General features: G+C 63.1%; 18 protein-coding genes. 3 read left to right on the top strand and 15 right to left on the bottom strand.

Annotated features, from left to right (window positions below):
* Position 1 precedes the first annotated feature (1 nt).
* From R8871_RS29505 to R8871_RS29465, 9 genes are all read right to left on the bottom strand, one after another.
* Positions 2 to 577 (bottom strand): TMEM175 family protein, encoded by a 576-nt coding sequence (locus R8871_RS29505; RefSeq protein WP_175053638.1) that lies wholly within the window; start codon positions 575 to 577, stop codon positions 2 to 4.
* Between the two features lie 93 nt (positions 578 to 670).
* Positions 671 to 1,057, bottom strand: coding sequence for a DUF488 domain-containing protein (locus R8871_RS29500; RefSeq protein ID WP_175053637.1), 387 nt, complete (start codon positions 1,055 to 1,057; stop codon positions 671 to 673).
* Between the two features lie 99 nt (positions 1,058 to 1,156).
* Complete coding sequence (locus R8871_RS29495; RefSeq protein WP_093633587.1) at positions 1,157 to 1,474, bottom strand: hypothetical protein; 318 nt, start codon at positions 1,472 to 1,474, stop codon at positions 1,157 to 1,159.
* 68 nt (positions 1,475 to 1,542) lie between these two features.
* Positions 1,543 to 1,890 carry a cupin domain-containing protein gene (locus tag R8871_RS29490; protein WP_175053636.1) on the bottom strand — a complete coding sequence of 116 codons (348 nt, stop codon included), beginning with the start codon at positions 1,888 to 1,890 and terminating at the stop codon, positions 1,543 to 1,545.
* Positions 1,891 to 1,979: 89 nt separating this feature from the next.
* Entirely contained in the window at positions 1,980 to 3,380 is a 1,401-nt protein-coding gene (locus R8871_RS29485; RefSeq protein ID WP_175053635.1) for an FAD-containing oxidoreductase, read from the bottom strand.
* Positions 3,381 to 3,599: 219 nt separating this feature from the next.
* The gene (locus R8871_RS29480; RefSeq protein ID WP_054043350.1) at positions 3,600 to 3,788 is read right to left on the bottom strand and encodes a hypothetical protein; all 189 of its coding nucleotides are present in this window, start codon (positions 3,786 to 3,788) and stop codon (positions 3,600 to 3,602) included.
* A gap of 232 nt (positions 3,789 to 4,020) precedes the next feature.
* Complete coding sequence (locus R8871_RS29475; RefSeq protein WP_175053634.1) at positions 4,021 to 6,330, bottom strand: putative bifunctional diguanylate cyclase/phosphodiesterase; 2,310 nt, start codon at positions 6,328 to 6,330, stop codon at positions 4,021 to 4,023.
* Positions 6,331 to 6,441: 111 nt separating this feature from the next.
* The gene (locus tag R8871_RS29470) at positions 6,442 to 6,657 is read right to left on the bottom strand and encodes a hypothetical protein (RefSeq protein ID WP_175053633.1); all 216 of its coding nucleotides are present in this window, start codon (positions 6,655 to 6,657) and stop codon (positions 6,442 to 6,444) included.
* Positions 6,654 to 7,220, bottom strand: coding sequence for a DUF4865 family protein (locus R8871_RS29465; protein ID WP_175053632.1), 567 nt, complete (start codon positions 7,218 to 7,220; stop codon positions 6,654 to 6,656). The genes R8871_RS29470 and R8871_RS29465 overlap by 4 nt, the downstream gene beginning before the upstream one ends.
* A 95-nt stretch (positions 7,221 to 7,315) precedes the next feature.
* Here R8871_RS29465 and R8871_RS29460 point away from each other — a divergent pair, with 95 nt between their 5' ends.
* Positions 7,316 to 8,179, top strand: a complete 864-nt coding sequence (locus R8871_RS29460; RefSeq protein WP_175053631.1) for a LysR substrate-binding domain-containing protein — start codon at positions 7,316 to 7,318, stop codon at positions 8,177 to 8,179.
* Between the two features lie 38 nt (positions 8,180 to 8,217).
* Here the strand turns inward: R8871_RS29460 and R8871_RS29455 are convergent, their stop codons facing one another.
* The gene (locus R8871_RS29455; RefSeq protein WP_175053630.1) at positions 8,218 to 9,087 is read right to left on the bottom strand and encodes an SH3 domain-containing protein; all 870 of its coding nucleotides are present in this window, start codon (positions 9,085 to 9,087) and stop codon (positions 8,218 to 8,220) included.
* A 353-nt stretch (positions 9,088 to 9,440) separates the two neighbouring features.
* On the opposite strand from R8871_RS29455, the gene R8871_RS29450 reads away from it, so the two are divergent.
* Entirely contained in the window at positions 9,441 to 9,995 is a 555-nt protein-coding gene (locus R8871_RS29450; protein ID WP_175053629.1) for a lysozyme inhibitor LprI family protein, read from the top strand.
* A 2-nt stretch (positions 9,996 to 9,997) separates the two neighbouring features.
* Here the strand turns inward: R8871_RS29450 and R8871_RS29445 are convergent, their stop codons facing one another.
* The 4 genes from R8871_RS29445 to R8871_RS29430 form a co-directional block, all read right to left on the bottom strand.
* On the bottom strand, positions 9,998 to 10,546 hold the full coding sequence (locus R8871_RS29445; RefSeq protein WP_175053628.1) for a nucleoside deaminase: 549 nt from the start codon (positions 10,544 to 10,546) through the stop codon (positions 9,998 to 10,000).
* Positions 10,547 to 10,596: 50 nt separating this feature from the next.
* A complete protein-coding gene (locus tag R8871_RS29440) occupies positions 10,597 to 11,727 on the bottom strand; it encodes a BMP family ABC transporter substrate-binding protein (RefSeq protein ID WP_175053627.1) in 1,131 nt (376 codons plus the stop codon).
* Positions 11,728 to 11,888: 161 nt separating this feature from the next.
* Positions 11,889 to 12,197: a helix-turn-helix transcriptional regulator gene (locus R8871_RS29435; RefSeq protein WP_175053626.1), complete on the bottom strand. Its 309-nt coding sequence runs from the start codon at positions 12,195 to 12,197 to the stop codon at positions 11,889 to 11,891.
* Between the two features lie 32 nt (positions 12,198 to 12,229).
* Entirely contained in the window at positions 12,230 to 13,663 is a 1,434-nt protein-coding gene (locus tag R8871_RS29430) for an aminotransferase-like domain-containing protein (RefSeq protein WP_175053625.1), read from the bottom strand.
* A gap of 169 nt (positions 13,664 to 13,832) precedes the next feature.
* Between R8871_RS29430 and R8871_RS29425 the strand changes: the two genes are divergently transcribed.
* Entirely contained in the window at positions 13,833 to 16,151 is a 2,319-nt protein-coding gene (locus tag R8871_RS29425) for an FdhF/YdeP family oxidoreductase (RefSeq protein WP_175053624.1), read from the top strand.
* Between the two features lie 67 nt (positions 16,152 to 16,218).
* Here the strand turns inward: R8871_RS29425 and R8871_RS29420 are convergent, their stop codons facing one another.
* A complete protein-coding gene (locus R8871_RS29420; RefSeq protein ID WP_175053623.1) occupies positions 16,219 to 16,722 on the bottom strand; it encodes a M48 metallopeptidase family protein in 504 nt (167 codons plus the stop codon).
* Positions 16,723 to 16,746 lie beyond the last annotated feature (24 nt).

The following is a 16,746-nucleotide window of genomic DNA, read 5'->3' as shown; positions in this document are numbered from 1 at the left end:
CTTACGCTTCCATCAGATGTTCGATACGCCGGTCAGGGATCAGCCACCAGGCCGCCGCCAGCGTGTAGAGCGCAGCCGAGAGCCACGGCTGAACAAATGCCAGCGCCATGCCGGTCAGATAGATGACGACCGACACCTTGCCCTTGAAGTCGTTGCCGACTGCCTTCGCGATCGTCGAGTCGGTGCCGTGCTCGCGGATCAGCACGCGGGTCAGAATGAAATACGCAATCGCCGACATGAACAGCACGGCGCCGTACATCGCGGTCGGCCAGGCGGCGAGATGGTTTTCGCCGACCCAATGCGTGACGGCCGGCAACAGCGAGAGCCAGAACAACAGATGGAGATTGGCCCAGAGCACCGCGCCGTTGACCTTCTGCACGGTATGGAACAGGTGGTGGTGATTGTTCCAGTAGATGCCGACGTAGATAAAACTCAGCACGTAGGCACAGAACACGGGGATCACGGGGCGCAGCGCGGCGAGATCGAAGCCGTCCGGCACCTTCAATTCGAGCACCATGATCGTGATGATGATGGCGATCACGCCATCGCTGAAGGCTTCGACGCGTCCCTTGCCCATCGGTCGGTTTCCTGATTGTGTAGTCGCTACGCCGCCGATTATCGGCGATGACAACGGGACTTGTCGAATGCCGGCCGGCGGCGCATGCACGCCTCACCTTATCAGCGCACCCCGCTCGTCCAACAACTGACGAAGAATGCTGCGATGGCAGCGGCTTTCGTCGTCGCAATAGCAACCGACGGAAAAGTTAGTCGTTTTCGATAAGGCGGCAAGCAGGTCCAGCACCTTGCTGGCATCGCCGCCATTCATCTCTGCGCGGAATTTTTTCGCAAACGCGGCCCAATCGCGGTCGCTCGTCACCGCCTTTGCTTCCTTGACCAGCTCCGCGTCAGGCGACAGATTGGGCAGCCACACATCGTAGTAGTCGCGGGTGGCGAATTCGGCCCGGGGTACGCCGCGTGGCGGCCGCCGAACGGTGCCGATACGCAGTCCTTCGTCGGCCGCTCTCGGAGACCCAAGCTGGACGATGCTGATGCTCATGTTGTTTTCCTGATCCGTGGTGGACTCGCGACCTTCTCCCGTCGGGTCGATCAACGCCGCTCGTCAGTGGTTCTGCATGCGATGCGATGCAATGCAGGCTCAGCGTCTTAAGCCCTTCATGGCCTCGATCTCCATCGCGGCGTTGCGCTCTTCGCTCGCCTCGATCGGATCCATCGCCTCGTCGATCGAGGCCGCCGCACGTTCCGCGGCGGCTTTCGTTTCGTCGAAATCGGGATCGAATTCTCCGTCGTCGTCGCCCGGCGGTTCCAGCATGTCGCGAAGCATGGACGCCAGTTCCGGCGTGTCCCACGCCGCGCCCTGCTGCTTCTGCTTTTTTATGTAGTGTCTGACTTCCGCGTCCTGTTCCGGGGTCAACGGAAGACCGCGAAAAGTGCTTTTGGGGTCAGCATCATTCATGATCTCGCTCCAGGATACGTGCCAGTTCGAGTTTAATCCCGTTATGGCGACGTGATCTCAGCTATCGGTTACTGGCAAACGCCAGGGTAGTACACCGCCAGCCACACGCTAGGCTCGGCGTCGCTGGTCCATGCCACCCGATGCCGGCGATGTGCGTCGATCAGCACGTGGTCGCCCGGTTTCATCGGATGCAGCTCAGGCTTGCCTTCGAATTCGAGCGCCGCCGCGCCGCTCAGCAGCACGACCCACTCGGCGCGCGGACTGTCATACCAGAAGTCCGGCGGGCTTGCGTGCCCCCGCGAGACGATCCGTTCGATGCTCACGCCGGCCTCTTCCACGAGCGCGTCGATCTGTTCGTCAGGGCCCGCTGGCGCGCCGGGATCGAAGAGGTTGCCGCTGCTGATCGTGCGTTTCATCGCTTGTGCTCCGGCTATGCTCGCTGCCCGAGTTCGCTGCGCGTTTTCGCCCAGAGCGCCCGGCCCCGGTTTGCGATCGGGCGCACTGCTCATTTCATCGGCTTGAGGCCATCGAGCAAGGTCGGCACCAGTTCGCTGATGGTCGGATGAATGTGCATGGCGTACTCCAGGGTCGGATACGGCGCGCCGGCCGTCATGATGTCGATGAACGTGTGCAGCGCTTCGTCGCCTTCGATGCCGTGGATCGCCGCGCCAAGAATCTGCCTGCTTTGCGGGTCGACCAGCACCTTCATGAAACCGTCGGTCTCGCCGCGTTCGCGCGCGCGGCCCACCCGCGTCATCGGCATGGTGGCGATCAGCGCTTCACGGCCGGCTTTGCGCACGTCGGCCTCCGAGAGCCCGACGCGCGCGAGCGGCGGGTCGACGAACACCGCATACGTCATGATCCGCGTATCGACACTGCGCGCGCCGCCGTCGAGCAGATTGGCGGCGACGATCTGAAAATCATCGTAGGACGTGTGGGTAAAGGCGCCGCGTCCGTTGATGTCACCGATCGCCCAGACGCCAGGCACGTTGGTGCGCAGCTGGCCGTCGACGGGAATCATGCCGTGCTTGTCCGTCGCGATGCCGGCCACGTCGAGGCCGAGGTCGTCGGTGTTCGGTTCACGGCCAGTGGCGAACAACAGGTGCGACGCTTCGAGCGCGGGAACGTTCTGCTCGAAGCCGATGCACACCTCGTTCTCGTGATGCGGATGCGGTTCGACCCGCGAAGGCTGCACGCCGAAGACAAACTCGATCCCTTCACGCGCCAACACCTTCTGCACGGAGTTGGCGAAGTCGGCATCTTCGCGCGTCAGCACGCGCTCGCCGCGCACCAGCACCGTCACCCGGCTGCCGAAGCGGCGAAAAATCTGCGCGAATTCGAGCGCGATATAGCTGCCGCCGACAATCGCCAGATGGTCCGGCAATTCCGTCAGTTCGAGCAGGTTGGAGTTGGTGTAGTAGCGAACGCGCTCAAGCCCTTTGAGCGGCGGCACGACGGCGCGCGTACCGGTATTGATGAAGATTTCGTCGGCGCTGAGTTCGTCGCGCACCGAGCCGTCCGGGCCGCTGATGGCGAGCGTATGCGCGCCCGTAAAGCGCGCGTGGCCGGTGAAGACGGTGACGTTATCCGCGCCGCGCAGCCATTTCTCGACGCCGTCGCGCGATTGGCCAATGATTTTGTCCTTGCGCGCCTTGACCGCTGCCAGATCGACGCTGACCGCGCCGCCCAGCTGTACGCCCAGGTCCGCGGCGTGCCGCGCCACGTGGGCTGCGCGGGCGCTGGCCACATACGACTTGGTGGGTGTGCAACCGACATTCACGCAGGTTCCGCCGAAGGCCCCGCGTTCGATCACCGCGGTTTTGCGGCCGCTTTGACCGAGACGGACAGCGAGCGGCGTCCCACCTTGTCCCGTACCGATCACGACTGCGTCGAAGTGCTGTGGCATGGCAGATCTCCCGAGGCTGGGGTGCTGGTCGTAGCATCTTACCCTCAGCGCCTCGCGTTGCCGCTATCGCTCCTTCTGGTTGCTTCTCGTTGCTTCTCGTTGTTTCCCGCTGTTTCCATCAAGCGCGGTGACGTTCGCGCGCCGGCTGCCGATCTGTTTTCGCGCCGTCGATGAACCGGCGCGGCCAATTGGTGGGAATTGCGCCCCGGCTGACTGTTTTCAGGCGTGGCAATGCACGGCGCAGATCAACTCGCGCGAGCGTTGCAGCGCGGCCTGCGCGCCGCGTGCTGCGACGACCCAACCAACCTGGCCGAGGTTGAAATCCTGCGACACCATCACCTGCATGAGGGCGACCATCGGCAGGATCACCGCGGGTCGATAAAGCTGATTCTGAATTAAGGCTGGCATAACGGCTCCCATCGCGCTGGGCCGTTCTGGCACGACGCGGAATGTATATTCGATGGGAGGATTTTAGGGAGACGAGAGCCGCGGATAAATACCGGGAACGCGAAGGCACTTGTTTGCGAATCTGAACAATCGAATCTGGACCCCCGCGGCCGCAGGATTCGTTGGCTGAATTAGCCCCTCGGCCAAAGTGGAATTGGGGAGCCAGCGACGGTGGCCCGAGACGTCAGGATCGCTATGAAGCGCTGGCCAGCCCCACCTGCGCGTCATGCAAGCTTCGCGCATAAGCGCTCGCCCCCACAGGCCGGCTATAAAAATACCCCTGCTGCTTGTCGCAAGCGATCCCGCGCAAAAACGCCGCCTGCTCGGCGGTTTCCACGCCTTCGGCCGTGACATTCATGCCGAGCGAATGGGCCATCGCCACCACCGCCTGCGTGATCGCGATCGAATCGCGATGATCCGGCAAGCCCGCGACGAAGGAACGGTCGATCTTCAGGTTATGCAGCGGAAACCGCTTCAGATACGACAGCGACGAATAACCGGTGCCGAAATCGTCGACGGAAATCCGCACGCCCATCGCGCTCAACGCCGTGAGCATCGGCAGAACGGCGTCGCTGTCGCTCATCAACAGCCGCTCGGTAATCTCCAGTTCCAGCGCCGCCGGCTCGAGCCCGGACTGTTCGAGACAGCGCTCGATCCGCTCCACCAGCCCGCCTTTGAACTGCCGCGGCGACAGATTCACCGCGACGATCAGATCCGGCGCCAGCGTGCGCCGCCATTGCGCGACCTGCTCGCAGGCCCGCGCCAGCACCCAGGAACCGATCTCGACGATCAGGCCAGCGTCTTCGGCCACGGGGATGAATTCCACCGGCGAGACATTGCCCAGCTCGGCGTTGTACCAGCGCAGCAGCGCCTCGGCGCCGATCGTGCGCCCGTCCTGGCTATCGACGATCGGCTGATACACGAGGCTCAGTTCATCCGTGGCGAGGGCGCGCCGCAACGCCTGCTCGATCATGAAGCGGCGTTGCAGATGCCGATTCAGCTCAGCGGTGAAGAACTGAAAATTGTTGCGGCCGCATTGTTTCGCGTGATACATCGCCGAGTCGGCGTTGCGCATCAACGTGGGCACGTCCTGGCCGTCCTCGGGAAACAGACTGATGCCGATCGACGCACCCATGTAGTACTCGTTGTCCGCCACCGCGAACGGTACTGCGATCGTGTCGAGAATGCGCTGGGCGAGCGCGATCAGCCGGCCCGTGTTTTCGTAAGCGCTGACCACGATCACGAATTCGTCGCCGCCCACGCGCGCAAGCGTATCGTCGCGCGCGACGCACCCCGACAGCCGCTCCGCCACGCTACACAGAAGCGCATCGCCGGCCTCGTGACCGGCGGTGTCGTTGACCTTCTTGAAACCGTCCAGATCGACGAACAGCACGGCGACCCGCGCCAGCTCGCCCATGCCCGCCACCTCACCCGGCGTGAACAGATCGCGCATCCGCTCGGCCAGATAGGCGCGGTTGTAAAGGCCGGTGAGCGGATCGCGGGTGGCCAGAAACTTGAGCTGCCGTTGTGCTTCGCGCACCGGGCCGATGTCGGTGAACGAGATCAGCACCGAGCTGGGTTCGGCGTCGCCCGGCTTGATGATCGGCACGACATTCTCAGTAATCCAGACGACATCGCCGTCCGTCAGCTCCAGGCCGATCGTGACGCCGAGCTTCGATTTGCCGGTCTCCAGCACCTGACTGGTCGGACGATCGGCGTCGGTCACAATCGAACCGTCCTCGTGATACGCGCGCACCATCACCGTCAAAATATCGCGGCCGACCAGGTCGGCGCTCGCCCGCAGTATGCGTTGCGCACTCGGATTGCAGGCCAGCACCACGCCCTCGCGCGACTGCACGATGATGCCTTCGTTGAGATGGTTGACGACCAGCCGGTGATGCTCCTCGCTGTGCGCGAGGCGTTGCGCCATCGCGTCCTGATGAACGGCGAGACCGACACTGTGGCTGATGTCGTGAAGCATCGCCGCTTCTTCGGGACTTGGCCGGCGCGACGTGCGGTGATAGACCGCGAACGCACCCAGCACCGCGCCGGCATCGTTTTCAAACGGCACCGACCAGCACGCGCGGAAACCGAGCGGCAACGCTAGGTGCCGAAAATCGGTCCACAGCGGATCGGTTTCGATATCTTCGACGGCGACCATGCGCCGCTCGTACATCGCGGTACCGCACGACCCGGCTCGCGGGCCGATCGGCACGCCGTCGATCGCGGCACTGAAGTGCGCCGGCAGCGAAGGCGCGCCGCCCACGCGTGCGCGTATGCCGTCCGCATCCAGTAAGAGGATCGAACAGGTCGCGCCATCGCCCAGCAGCGCTTCCGCGCGGCGGCATACTTCGTCAAGCAATTCCGGCAGCGGTGTGTTGCGGGTAATCAGCCGTAACACCGTACGCTCCGACGCCAACACCCCCTCGGCCTGATCCGGCCCGTAGCGGGTGCCTTCAGGCGTTGCTCCCATCGTGAAATCTGATGTCGCTTCGCGTGTCATATGTGCGCCCCCTAACCCCACATCGGCAAGTTAGTGTAAGCGGCACACCGGGGTTTACGCGAGGCTAGCGCACTTTAGTCTCGATGCATAGCGCGCAAAGCGTGTGACCGACTAGCCGGTCAGCCAATGAAGCGACTGCCCCATTAGGACGATGAGCATGGTGCAGCCGACGATCGCGGCCATCGTCAGCGCCAGCCCTGCCAGATGCGCGGCCAGCGCCACACGGATATCGAGCGGCGCTAGCCGCACAGGCTGTGCAGGGGCCATCGGCGCGGCTGTCGAACCGATCTCAGCCGCCCTGCCGTTGCACGCCCCGCTAGCGCTCACTTCAGGCTCGCGACGCCCGGCCGCGCGAGGTGCAGCACCTCGTAGACCGTGCGCCCCGCCGCGGCGACCGGCGCCGACGACGACAGCGTGAAACGGATCAGCTTCCAGTTGGCGACATCGAGTGCGGAGACCACGGCGACCGTATCGTCCTGCTCCGCGATGCGGCGGTTCTGTTCGATCAATGTGGCGCGCAACTCGGCGCGGTTGTCCTGGTCGCCGATCGGCTGTTCCTCGCGATACAACGCGAGCGCCCGTTGCGCCGGCCCCTTGCGTGCATCGAGCGGCAGCCAGGTTTCGACGTCGGGACGGCCGAAGTCGTCGATTACGTTCTGAAAACGCGAGCCCATGAAGAAGTCGGCGGTCTGCCCGGCGTCGAGCCACAGGTACACCGCGGAATACACGTTCGCGGTGGCGCCGTAGCGGCCCCGTTCACGGACGACGAAAGCCTTGAATCCCAGACCTTCGGTCGCGTCCCACAGCGGGCCGCGCCGCGTCGCGCGCTCGCGGATAATCCCCATGTCATAGGTAGACGGCAGGCGGTGCGAATACTGTTTGGCAAGCATGGCGAACTCCTCGTGGTTTCGACTGAGTGTGAGCTTGCGCCGGCGCAATCATTACATCAAGATATGGTGGTTTATATCTGCGATAAAGTTTCGATATGAGCACCCTTGCCCGTCCTCTCGATCTGGATGCGATCCAGGCCTTCGTGCTGGTCGCGGATCTCGGCAGCTTCACGCGCGCCGCCGAAGTCATGGACACGTCGCAAGCCGCGATGAGCCTCAAGCTCAAACGGCTCGAAGCGCGTCTGGGTTACCGCTTGCTGGAACGCACACCGCGCGCAGTGAGGCTCTCGCCGCGCGGTGACGCTTTCATCGGCGCCGCCCGGCAATTGCTGCTCGCTCATGAACGAGCGCTCGCGGGGACCGCCGAAGCGCCGGAACGCCGGCTCAAGCTCGGCATCAGCGACCACGTGGCAGGGCCGAATCTGCCGGCGCTGCTGGGGCGGCTCGCGGCTTACGATCCGCTGCTCGTCATCGAGGTGCGCATTGCCGCTTCACGCGATGTGCTTGCGTGGTTTGAGCGGGGTGAAGTCGACGCGGCGATCGGCCGCCGCGAAGGTGATCGCAGCGACGGGCAACTGCTGGCTGAGGAGCGGCTCGGCTGGTTCGCGGCGCCGGGCTGGCAGCATCGTGAGGGGCAGCCGCTGAAGCTGGCGACGCTCGCCGCGCCATGCGGGATTCGCGCGATTGCCACGGACGCGCTCGATGCGGCCGGAATTGCGTGGACCGAGGTGTTTGTTGGCGGAGGCGTGATGGCTGTCGGCGCTGCCGTCAGCGCAGGGCTCGCGGTGGCCGCGCTGGCTCAGCGCGTGGCACCGGCGGGAGCGGTGGAGGTCGGTGAGCAACTCGGCCTGCCGCCGCTGCCGGTATCGAAAGTGGTACTGCATACGCGGCTAAGCGACCCGCGCTCGCAGGAAACCTTGCGAGCAGTCAGTTCGGCGTTTCTGAACGCGGCTTACTGAAGGGAATGGGTGGATCGGATGGACCGGTCCACGTTGCCTCAGTTGTTTCCACTTCCTGGCGGCCGACCGCCGCCCTGTTGAGACCCACCTTGAGGACGGTTATTCCCGCCGCCTTGCTGACCTCCCTGTGGGCGGCCGCCTGCATTGCCCTGCTGCTGTTGGCCGCCTGACGGGCGTCCACCTCCATTGCCCTGCTGCCCGCCCGGTGGACGTCCACCTCCATTGCCCTGTTGCCCGCCCGGAGGACGTCCACCTCCATTGCCCTGCTGTCCGCCCGGTGGGCGTCCACCTCCATTGCCCTGCTGTCCGCCCGGTGGGCGTCCACCTCCATTGCCCTGCTGTCCGCCCGGAGGACGTCCACCTCCGTTGCCCTGCTGCCCGCCCGTTGGACGTCCGCCGGCATTATCCGGTGGTCGACCGCCCGGCGGCCGACCACCCGCATTCCCGGACGGCGGACGCCCTCCTGGTGGGCGTCCGGCCCCGGGTCTCGGAGGTGGCGGCGGTGGATGATGTGCCCAGCGGGACTGCTGGCCGTACCATGGCCGGCCGCGATAATAATTGCCCCAGTAGGTGCCGATCGAGAACGTCACGATCGGCAAGCCGATCACGGTGCCGTAACTCATCACCGGCACATTGCTGCCTTGATAGGGATAGCTGAGTCGCGCCGCATAGACCCAACCACGCAGATTCGGAGCGGCGACGTCACACCATTGATAGTTGCTGATGCACCCCATCACGCTAACCGGGACACCGCCCGGCAACTGCGTCACGACCGGATAATCCGAAGCCGGCCCGGCGCGCACATTGACCGTGCCGTTCGTATAGGCCTGCGACTGCGCGGACGCCACTGCTGGCAGCGCGAGCAAACTGGCCGCCGCGTACATGCATCGAACGAGGTGTTGTTTCATTTTTTCTCCCGTTTTTACGTCCCGCGTTTGCATGCGTGCCGCTACGGCCCGCATGTGTGCCTGTGCCCGCACACGCACATGCACGTGTGAAAGCGTCGGGCCTGGCCGTCGCTTGAAGCGTTGTGTCGACCACGGCGCTTATTCATCCGCATTTGTCATTCGCACGTGCAATGCGCATGCCTGAAACCGCCCAGCAAATGCTGATGGACTCGCCCTGGCCATTCCAGCGCGCGCCATGCAAAGCAAGATTTGGTAATCACCCACCCGAACCCACGCTGTTTTCGGGCATCTGTATTCACGCGACTCGGCCGATCATCCATTGCATGAAAAAACCATGCACTGCCGGGAGCACCATGAAAATTTTCCGCCCAATCCTTGTCGCCGCGTTAATGCTCACGCATCTGCCCGCTCACGCCACCAGCTTCGACTGCACCAGGGGGCGCTCGCTCACCGAACGGATGATCTGCAACGACCCTGCGCTCTCAAAGCTCGATGACACGCTTGGGCAACTGTACTGGAAAGCGCGTCGACGAGTCGTCAACCGTCGCGCGTTCCTCACGGACAGTGACAGCAAGTGGGCGTGGCGGGAAGCGAATTGCCGCGATGCGACGTGTCTGGGGACGTGGTATGCGACGCGGATCGACGAACTGCAGCGGCTAATCGAAAGCATGCAGACGGGAACCCCGGATGTTCCGACTGAACCGAACACTCAGCGTAAGGCGGTAATGCCCGCGCTACAGCAAACCGAAACCGCGATGCTTCGATGCACCGCGGCGGATCCGGGAATCGTCGTGAATGACCAGTGCTCCACCGTGATCAAGGAGAACAACGGCAAGTGGAAATATCAGCCGCACGGCGGCGACTGGTTCTGCGGACTGGCGATGCTCGCGCCGGCGGAAGTGCGATAGCACTACCTGCCGCTCCAGAACCGGCGCTGGACCTCCATCACCTCAGCCTCCACCTCGGCCACCGGACCGATGACCTCGACGCGCTTCTGGCAGTGATCGAACACGTACCGGCAATCCACGCTCATGGTGGGATTCTCGGCATGATCGCCGGTTGCCTCCAGCAGGCGCTTCTCGGTCATGCCGAACACGACGCGGCCGATATTGGCCCAATACATCGTGCCGGCACACATGCAGCAAGGCTCGACCGACGTGTACAGCGTACAACTCCACAAGTACTCCGGCGTGAAGTTCAACGCCGCCACGCGAGCCAGCACCGATTCGGCGTGATTCACGGTATCGACATTGCCCTGCTCCATCAACACGGTTTCCTGATCCGGGCCGACCAGCACCGCGCCGAACGGATGGTGTCCTAGCAGTGTCGCCCGCTCGGCTACCCGGCTCGAATGCCGCAGATGCCGCACGACCTGCTCGTGCGTCGGCGTTAAACCCTGCGGCGGAAAGGCCGGCGCCACTCTTGCGGCGCCGGTATCGGTCGGGACGGTAAGACTCACGGGCGATCTCCTTTAGTTTTTAATAATAGTTAGGCAAACCAATCAATGCATTACTTCGGCAGCGAACCGTCGACGCCTTGCACGAACCAGTTCAAACGCAGCAGCTCCGCATCGCTCAACGACTTGCCCGCGGCGACCTTGACCACACCGGACTGATCCGCGATCGGACCGGCAAACGGATTGAACTTGCCGGAGATGATGTCGTCACGCTTCTGGCTCAACGCCTTTTGCGCCGTCGGCGACACTGCATCCGTGTTGATGTTGGCCAGATCGATCGCCTTCTCTTTCAGCCCCCACCACACGGGCGAGTTGTTCCACGAACCCGCCATTACCTGCTGCACCAGATGCGTGTAGTACACGCCCCAGTTGCTCACGCAAGCGCCCAACTGCGCATTCGGCCCGAACTTCTTCATGTCGGAGTCCCAGCCGAATGCATGCACTTTCTTCTGCTCGGCCGTCTGCATCGTCGCCGTCGAATCGGTGTTCTGGATCAGCACGTCGGCGCCCTGGCCGATCAGCGTTTCGGCGGCCTGCTTTTCGAGGCCCGGGTCGAACCAGCTATTGATCCACACGACCTTCACGCGTGCGTTCGGATTGACCGAGCGCGCACCCATCGTGAACGCGTTGATGTTGCGCACCACTTCCGGCACCGGCACCGAGCCGACAAAGCCGAGCGTGTTGGACTTCGTCGTATAACCGGCGACCAGTCCGGCCAGGTAGGCGCTCTGGTAGGTCCGCACGTCATAGGTGGCGAAGTTGGCGGCCTTCTTGTAGCCGGTCGCATGTTCGAACACGGCGTCCGGGAAGTCTTTGGCGACCTTCAGTTCGAAATCCTGGAAGCCGAAGCTCGAGCCGACCACGATCTTGTTGCCCTTCGCCGCCAGATCGCGAAACACGCGCTCCGAATCCGCCGACTCCGGTACGTTCTCAACGCGCGTCACCTTGATCTTGTCGCCGAATTTTGCCTCGACCTCTTTCACGCCCTGCTCGTGCGCGTAGGTCCAGCCGGCGTCGCCCGGATTGCCGAGGTAGACGAACGCGATGCCGAGCGGTTGCGCAGTCGCGGCGGCTGCCGCCCCGGCGCCGAGCGCGAGGGACACGCCAAACGCTGCAGCGAGAACAGTGCGAACGGTTTTGATGCGCAATGAGTGATGCAGCACTCGCGCCAGCTTTGCTTTCATGAATTCTCCGAGGATGGTTTCCAGGTACCTGCCACAGTGCCCGGGATTGTCCCGGGCAAGGCTCCAGCATAGGGGGCCATATTCGAAGGTCAATTTCCGCGGAAAAATTATTTCCCGTTATCCCGCCCATAACGGAATCCGTATCTTTGTGACGGGAAAACTCAGTGAACGCGTGGCGGCGGGTCAGTCTCGTCATCGTCGGGCGAATCGCCCTCACCGAACAGATCCGCGCACAAGCCCTGGCCGATCTCGCTCAGGCGCGCCGTTCCCGTGCCTTCCTCGTTGAACGTGGTATCCACCAGGCCGCCGTCGACCAAGGCCGTCAGTTGCCGTCGCAGGCCGCTCATCGGCACGTCCGCCTGCTTGGACAGCTTGGCGAGCGACCACGCGCCGCCAGGCGTTTCCTGATGCGCACGCCACAACTGCGCCAGCACGGCGACCAGTACCGGATCGAGTTCATCGTCTTCCATCGTGAATGTCTCCTCGCTTTTCTGAAGGCCGATCAGGCCATCTGCGCCACCAGTTCTCCCAGCGTCTTCAATGCCGCCTCGGTCTGCGCCGTCCACGGATAGCTGTAATTGAGCCGCATGAAGTGGCGAAAATCGTCGCGCATCGAAAACATCATGCCTGGCCCGATCGTGATGCTGCGCGCGAGCGCCGCCTGATAGAGCCGCATCGAATCGACCCGTTCGGGCAACTCCACCCACAGCACGTACCCGCCTTGCGGCGTCGACACGCGCGTGCCGGCCGGAAAAAACCGCTGCACCATCGCCATCATGATGCTCGCCTGTTGCCGGTAGACCTTGCGCACGTGGCGCAGATGCCGGTCGTAGCCGTCCTGCCTCAGGTAATCGGCGACGGCGACTTGCGGCACCGAAGGCGTGGTCAGCGTGTTGAGAAACTTCAGCTTCTCGACCTGTGCGCGGTAGCGCCCCGGCATCGCCCAGCCAATCCGGTACGACGCGGTCAGGCTCTTCGAAAACGACGCGCAATGCAGCACCAGCCCTTTGGTGTCGTAATTCTTCAACGTCGACGGCCGCGCCTCGCCGAAGTACAGCTCCTGATAGACATCGTTCTCGATGGCGGGAATGTCGTGCGCGGCGAGCAGTTCGACCAGTTGCCGCTTGCGCTCATCCGGCATCTGGAAACCGAGCGGATTCTGGAAGTTCGGCATCACCATGCACGCGGCGATCTTTTGCCGTGCGATGACCTGGGCCAACGCCTCGATATCGATGCCGTGGACCGGATGCGTCGCCACTTCGATGGCGCGCATGCCGAGACGCTCGATGGCGTGCAGCATCGCGTAGTAGGTCGGCGACTCGACGGCGACCGTGTCGCCCGGCTTGGCGACCGCCTGCAAGCTGAGGTTGATCGCCTCCGTCGCGCCGAGCGTGATGATGATTTCGTCGGGGTCGACCGGCACGCCGTTCTCGGCATAGCGCCGCGCGATCTGCCTGATCAGCTCGGGATTGCCGGGCGGCAAATCGTCGATCAGATTCCAGCTCGCGTGACGCCGGGCGATCGCATTCGCGTACTGATTGATGCGCCGCCACGGGAACAACGACGGATCGGGATACGGCGAGCCGAGCGGAACGGCGTCATGCGCGCGGATGCTGCGCAGGGTCGACAGCACGAGACGGCTCACGTCGACCGCAGCGGCCACCGGCGGCGCCTGGGCTGCCGGCTGGCGGTTCAGGCGCGGCTCGTCGAGCGCGGCCGCCGTCGCTACCGCGTCGCGCACGAAATAGCCCGACTGCGGCCGGGTTTCGACGATTCCCCGGCTCTCCAGCAACGCGTACGCATGCAGCACGGTCTTGATGCTGACGCCGTGCTGCTGGCTCGCCTGCCGCACCGACGGAATCCGCTCGCCCGCCGCGAAGACGCCGCGGCGCACGGCTTCGGTCATCTCGTCGGCGAGTTTTTCGTACAGTTTCAAGGACCTGGCTCGAACAAAAACATGGGCGGAACGCCAGTCTATGACAAATTCCGCGCAACTGTACCCCTCTCCTTTCCGATTTTCTGTATGCTGCGCCGTTTTTGGAACACAGTAGGCTTTCATGCATCGGCATAAAAGCCTCGTCCAAGCCACATCCGGCGGCAAGATCATGAAGAAACCCGAAGCTCGCATCGAACCGTATACCCACCCCGCCGCAGGCTGGGGCGCGCTCAAATACGTCGCCATCAACCTCCTCAAGGAAAAGGTTACGGGCGGCGACTACCGCATGCTGTTCAAACAGAACCAGCCGGACGGCTTCGACTGCCCGGGTTGCGCGTGGCCGGACCGCGAGCATGCGTCAACCTTCGAGTTCTGCGAAAACGGCGTTAAAGCGGTGGCGGCAGAAGCGACCAGCAAGCGCGTGACACCGGCGTTCTTCGAGGAGCATACGGTTGAAGAACTGATGGCGCAGTCGGATTACGAGCTCGAACAACATGGCCGTCTGACCGACCCGCTCGTCTACGACGCCATGCGCGACCGTTACGTGCCGATCGGCTGGGACGAAGCCTTCGACCTCATTGCCGATCACCTGAAACGTCTCAACGATCCCGACAGCGCCGCCTTCTACACATCAGGCCGCGCCAGCAACGAAGCCGCGTTTCTGTACCAGTTGTTCGTGCGCATGTACGGCACCAACAACTTCCCCGATTGCTCGAACATGTGCCACGAAGCGACCAGCCGCGGCTTGCCGTACACGGTCGGCATCGGCAAGGGCACAGTCACGCTCGACGACTTCGAACACGCCGATACGCTGCTGATCTTCGGCCAGAATCCGGCGACCAACCATCCGCGCATGCTCGGCGAGCTGCGTGAATGCGCGAAGCGCGGCGCGACCATTGTGTCGATCAATCCGCTAAAAGAACGTGGCCTCGAACGCTTTGCGAGCCCGCAGCATCCGGTGGAAATGATCACGATGGGCAGCACGAAGATCAGCTCCGTGTTCATCCGGCCGAAAGTCGGCGGCGATTTCGCGCTGATCAAGGGCGTCGCCAAACGCGTGATCGAACTCGACGACGAAGCGCTGGCCTCAGGTCTGGAACGCGTGCTCGACGTCGCGTTTATCGCTGAACACACAGTCGGGTTCGACGCATTCGCCGACGATTTGCGCGCCGAAAGCTGGGACACGATCGTCGCCGAATCGGGTGTGCCGTTCGAAGACGTGCTGAAGCTCGCCGACATCTACGTGAAGGGCCGCGCGGTGATTTCGACGTGGGGCATGGGCCTCACGCAGCACAAGAACTCCGTGCCGACGGTGCAGATCCTGTCGAACCTGATGATGATGCGCGGCAATATCGGCCGCCGCGGCGCGGGCCTGTGCCCGGTGCGCGGACACTCGAATGTGCAGGGCGACCGAACGGTCGGCATCGAAGAAAGACCGACTCAGGCGTTTCTCGATCGGCTCGGCGAAGTCTACGATTTCGAACCGCCGCGCGAGCATGGTCTCGACGTCGTCAACACAATCCAGGCGATGCTCGACGGCAAGGTGAAGGTGTTCATCGGCCTCGGCGGCAACTTCTCGATCGCGACGCCGGACACGCCGCGCACATGGGAAGCGATGCGCTCGTGCGAGCTCACCGTGCATATCACGACCAAACTGAATCGCAGCCATCTCATACATGGCCGCGACGCACTGATTCTGCCGACACTCGGTCGCACCGAAATCGATCTGCAGAATGGTGTGGCCCAAGGCGTCAGTGTCGAGGATTCGATGAGCATGGTGCACATCTCGTACGGCATGAACAAGCCGGCCTCGGAGAATCTGCTGTCGGAGATTGCAATCGTCGCGCGCATGGCGCACGCCACGCTCGGCAGCGCCAAGGTCGACTGGCTCGCTCAGGCCGCCGACTATGCATTGATTCGCGACGGCATCGCGCAGGTGATCGACGGCTTCCAGAACTACAACGAGCGTCTCAAGACCCCGGGCGGCTTTCACCTGGGTGTGGCGTCGCGCGAGCGGATCTGGAAAACGCCGAGCGGCAAGGCGCAATTCCTCGTGCATGCGATTGACGTCGACACGCCGATTCATCAAGCGCGCGCCGAGCATGGCGAGCGTCTGATGACCTTGATGACGACGCGTTCACACGACCAGTACAACACGACGATCTACGGCCTCGACGACCGTTATCGCGGCGTGTATGGGCAGCGGCGCGTGCTGTTCGCCAACAAGGACGATCTCGCGATGCTGGGTTTCGTTGCGGGCCAGCGCGTGGATATCAAGAGCGTGTGGGCCGATGGAATCGAGCGCCACGCTGCTGGGTTCCTGCTGGTGGAATACGACATTCCGCGTGGGTGTCTTGGCGCTTACTATCCGGAGACGAATCCGCTGGTGCCGCTCTCTTCGGTGGCCGACGGCGCGGGGACGCCGACTTCGAAGTCGATTCCAGTGCTATTGACGGCGTCGGCGGTTGCTGAAGCGGTTGCCGCCTGATGCGGTGCTGAGTTCCGGGTGGCGGCTAGTAGGCGCCACCCGAAACTCGGCACCTGAAGATTGACGCTCACGTCTGGTTTTTCTTCAGATCGCGATGCGTGAGATACAAGCGCAGATCGAATTCAATCTGGTGGTAGCCCGGTTGCATGAACTCGCAAAGGCGGTAGAACGCCTTGTTGTGGTCGCTTTCTTTCAGGTGAGCGAGTTCGTGCACGACGATCATTTTGAGGAATTCCGGCGCAGCGTCCCTGAACAGCGAGGCGATGCGGATTTCTTTTTTCGCCTTCAGTTTGCCGCCCTGCACGCGCGAGATGCTCGTGTGCAGGCCGAGTGCGTGGCGCACGACATCAAGCTTACTGTCGTAAGTGACTTTGTCGATTTGCGCGCCGTTGCGAAGGTGTTCGCGCTTGAGCTCCGCGCAGTACTCGTACAGGGCCCGGTCTGTTTGCACCTGGTGCGTGCCGGGGTACCGCTTCACGAGGTAAGGGCCGAGTTGTTCGTCGGCGATCAGCTTTTTGACTTTTTCCTGTAGCCCGGCCGGGTAGCCTGTCAGGTATTTCAGGTGTTGCATGGCAATGGTGTTTGCTTTTGACAA

It is taken from the genome of Paraburkholderia sediminicola (assembly GCF_902859805.1).
GTDB classification, from domain to species: domain Bacteria; phylum Pseudomonadota; class Gammaproteobacteria; order Burkholderiales; family Burkholderiaceae; genus Paraburkholderia; species Paraburkholderia sediminicola.
The sequence above is the reverse complement of the archived record's forward strand: the minus strand, read 5'-3'. Positions and strand labels throughout refer to the sequence as shown.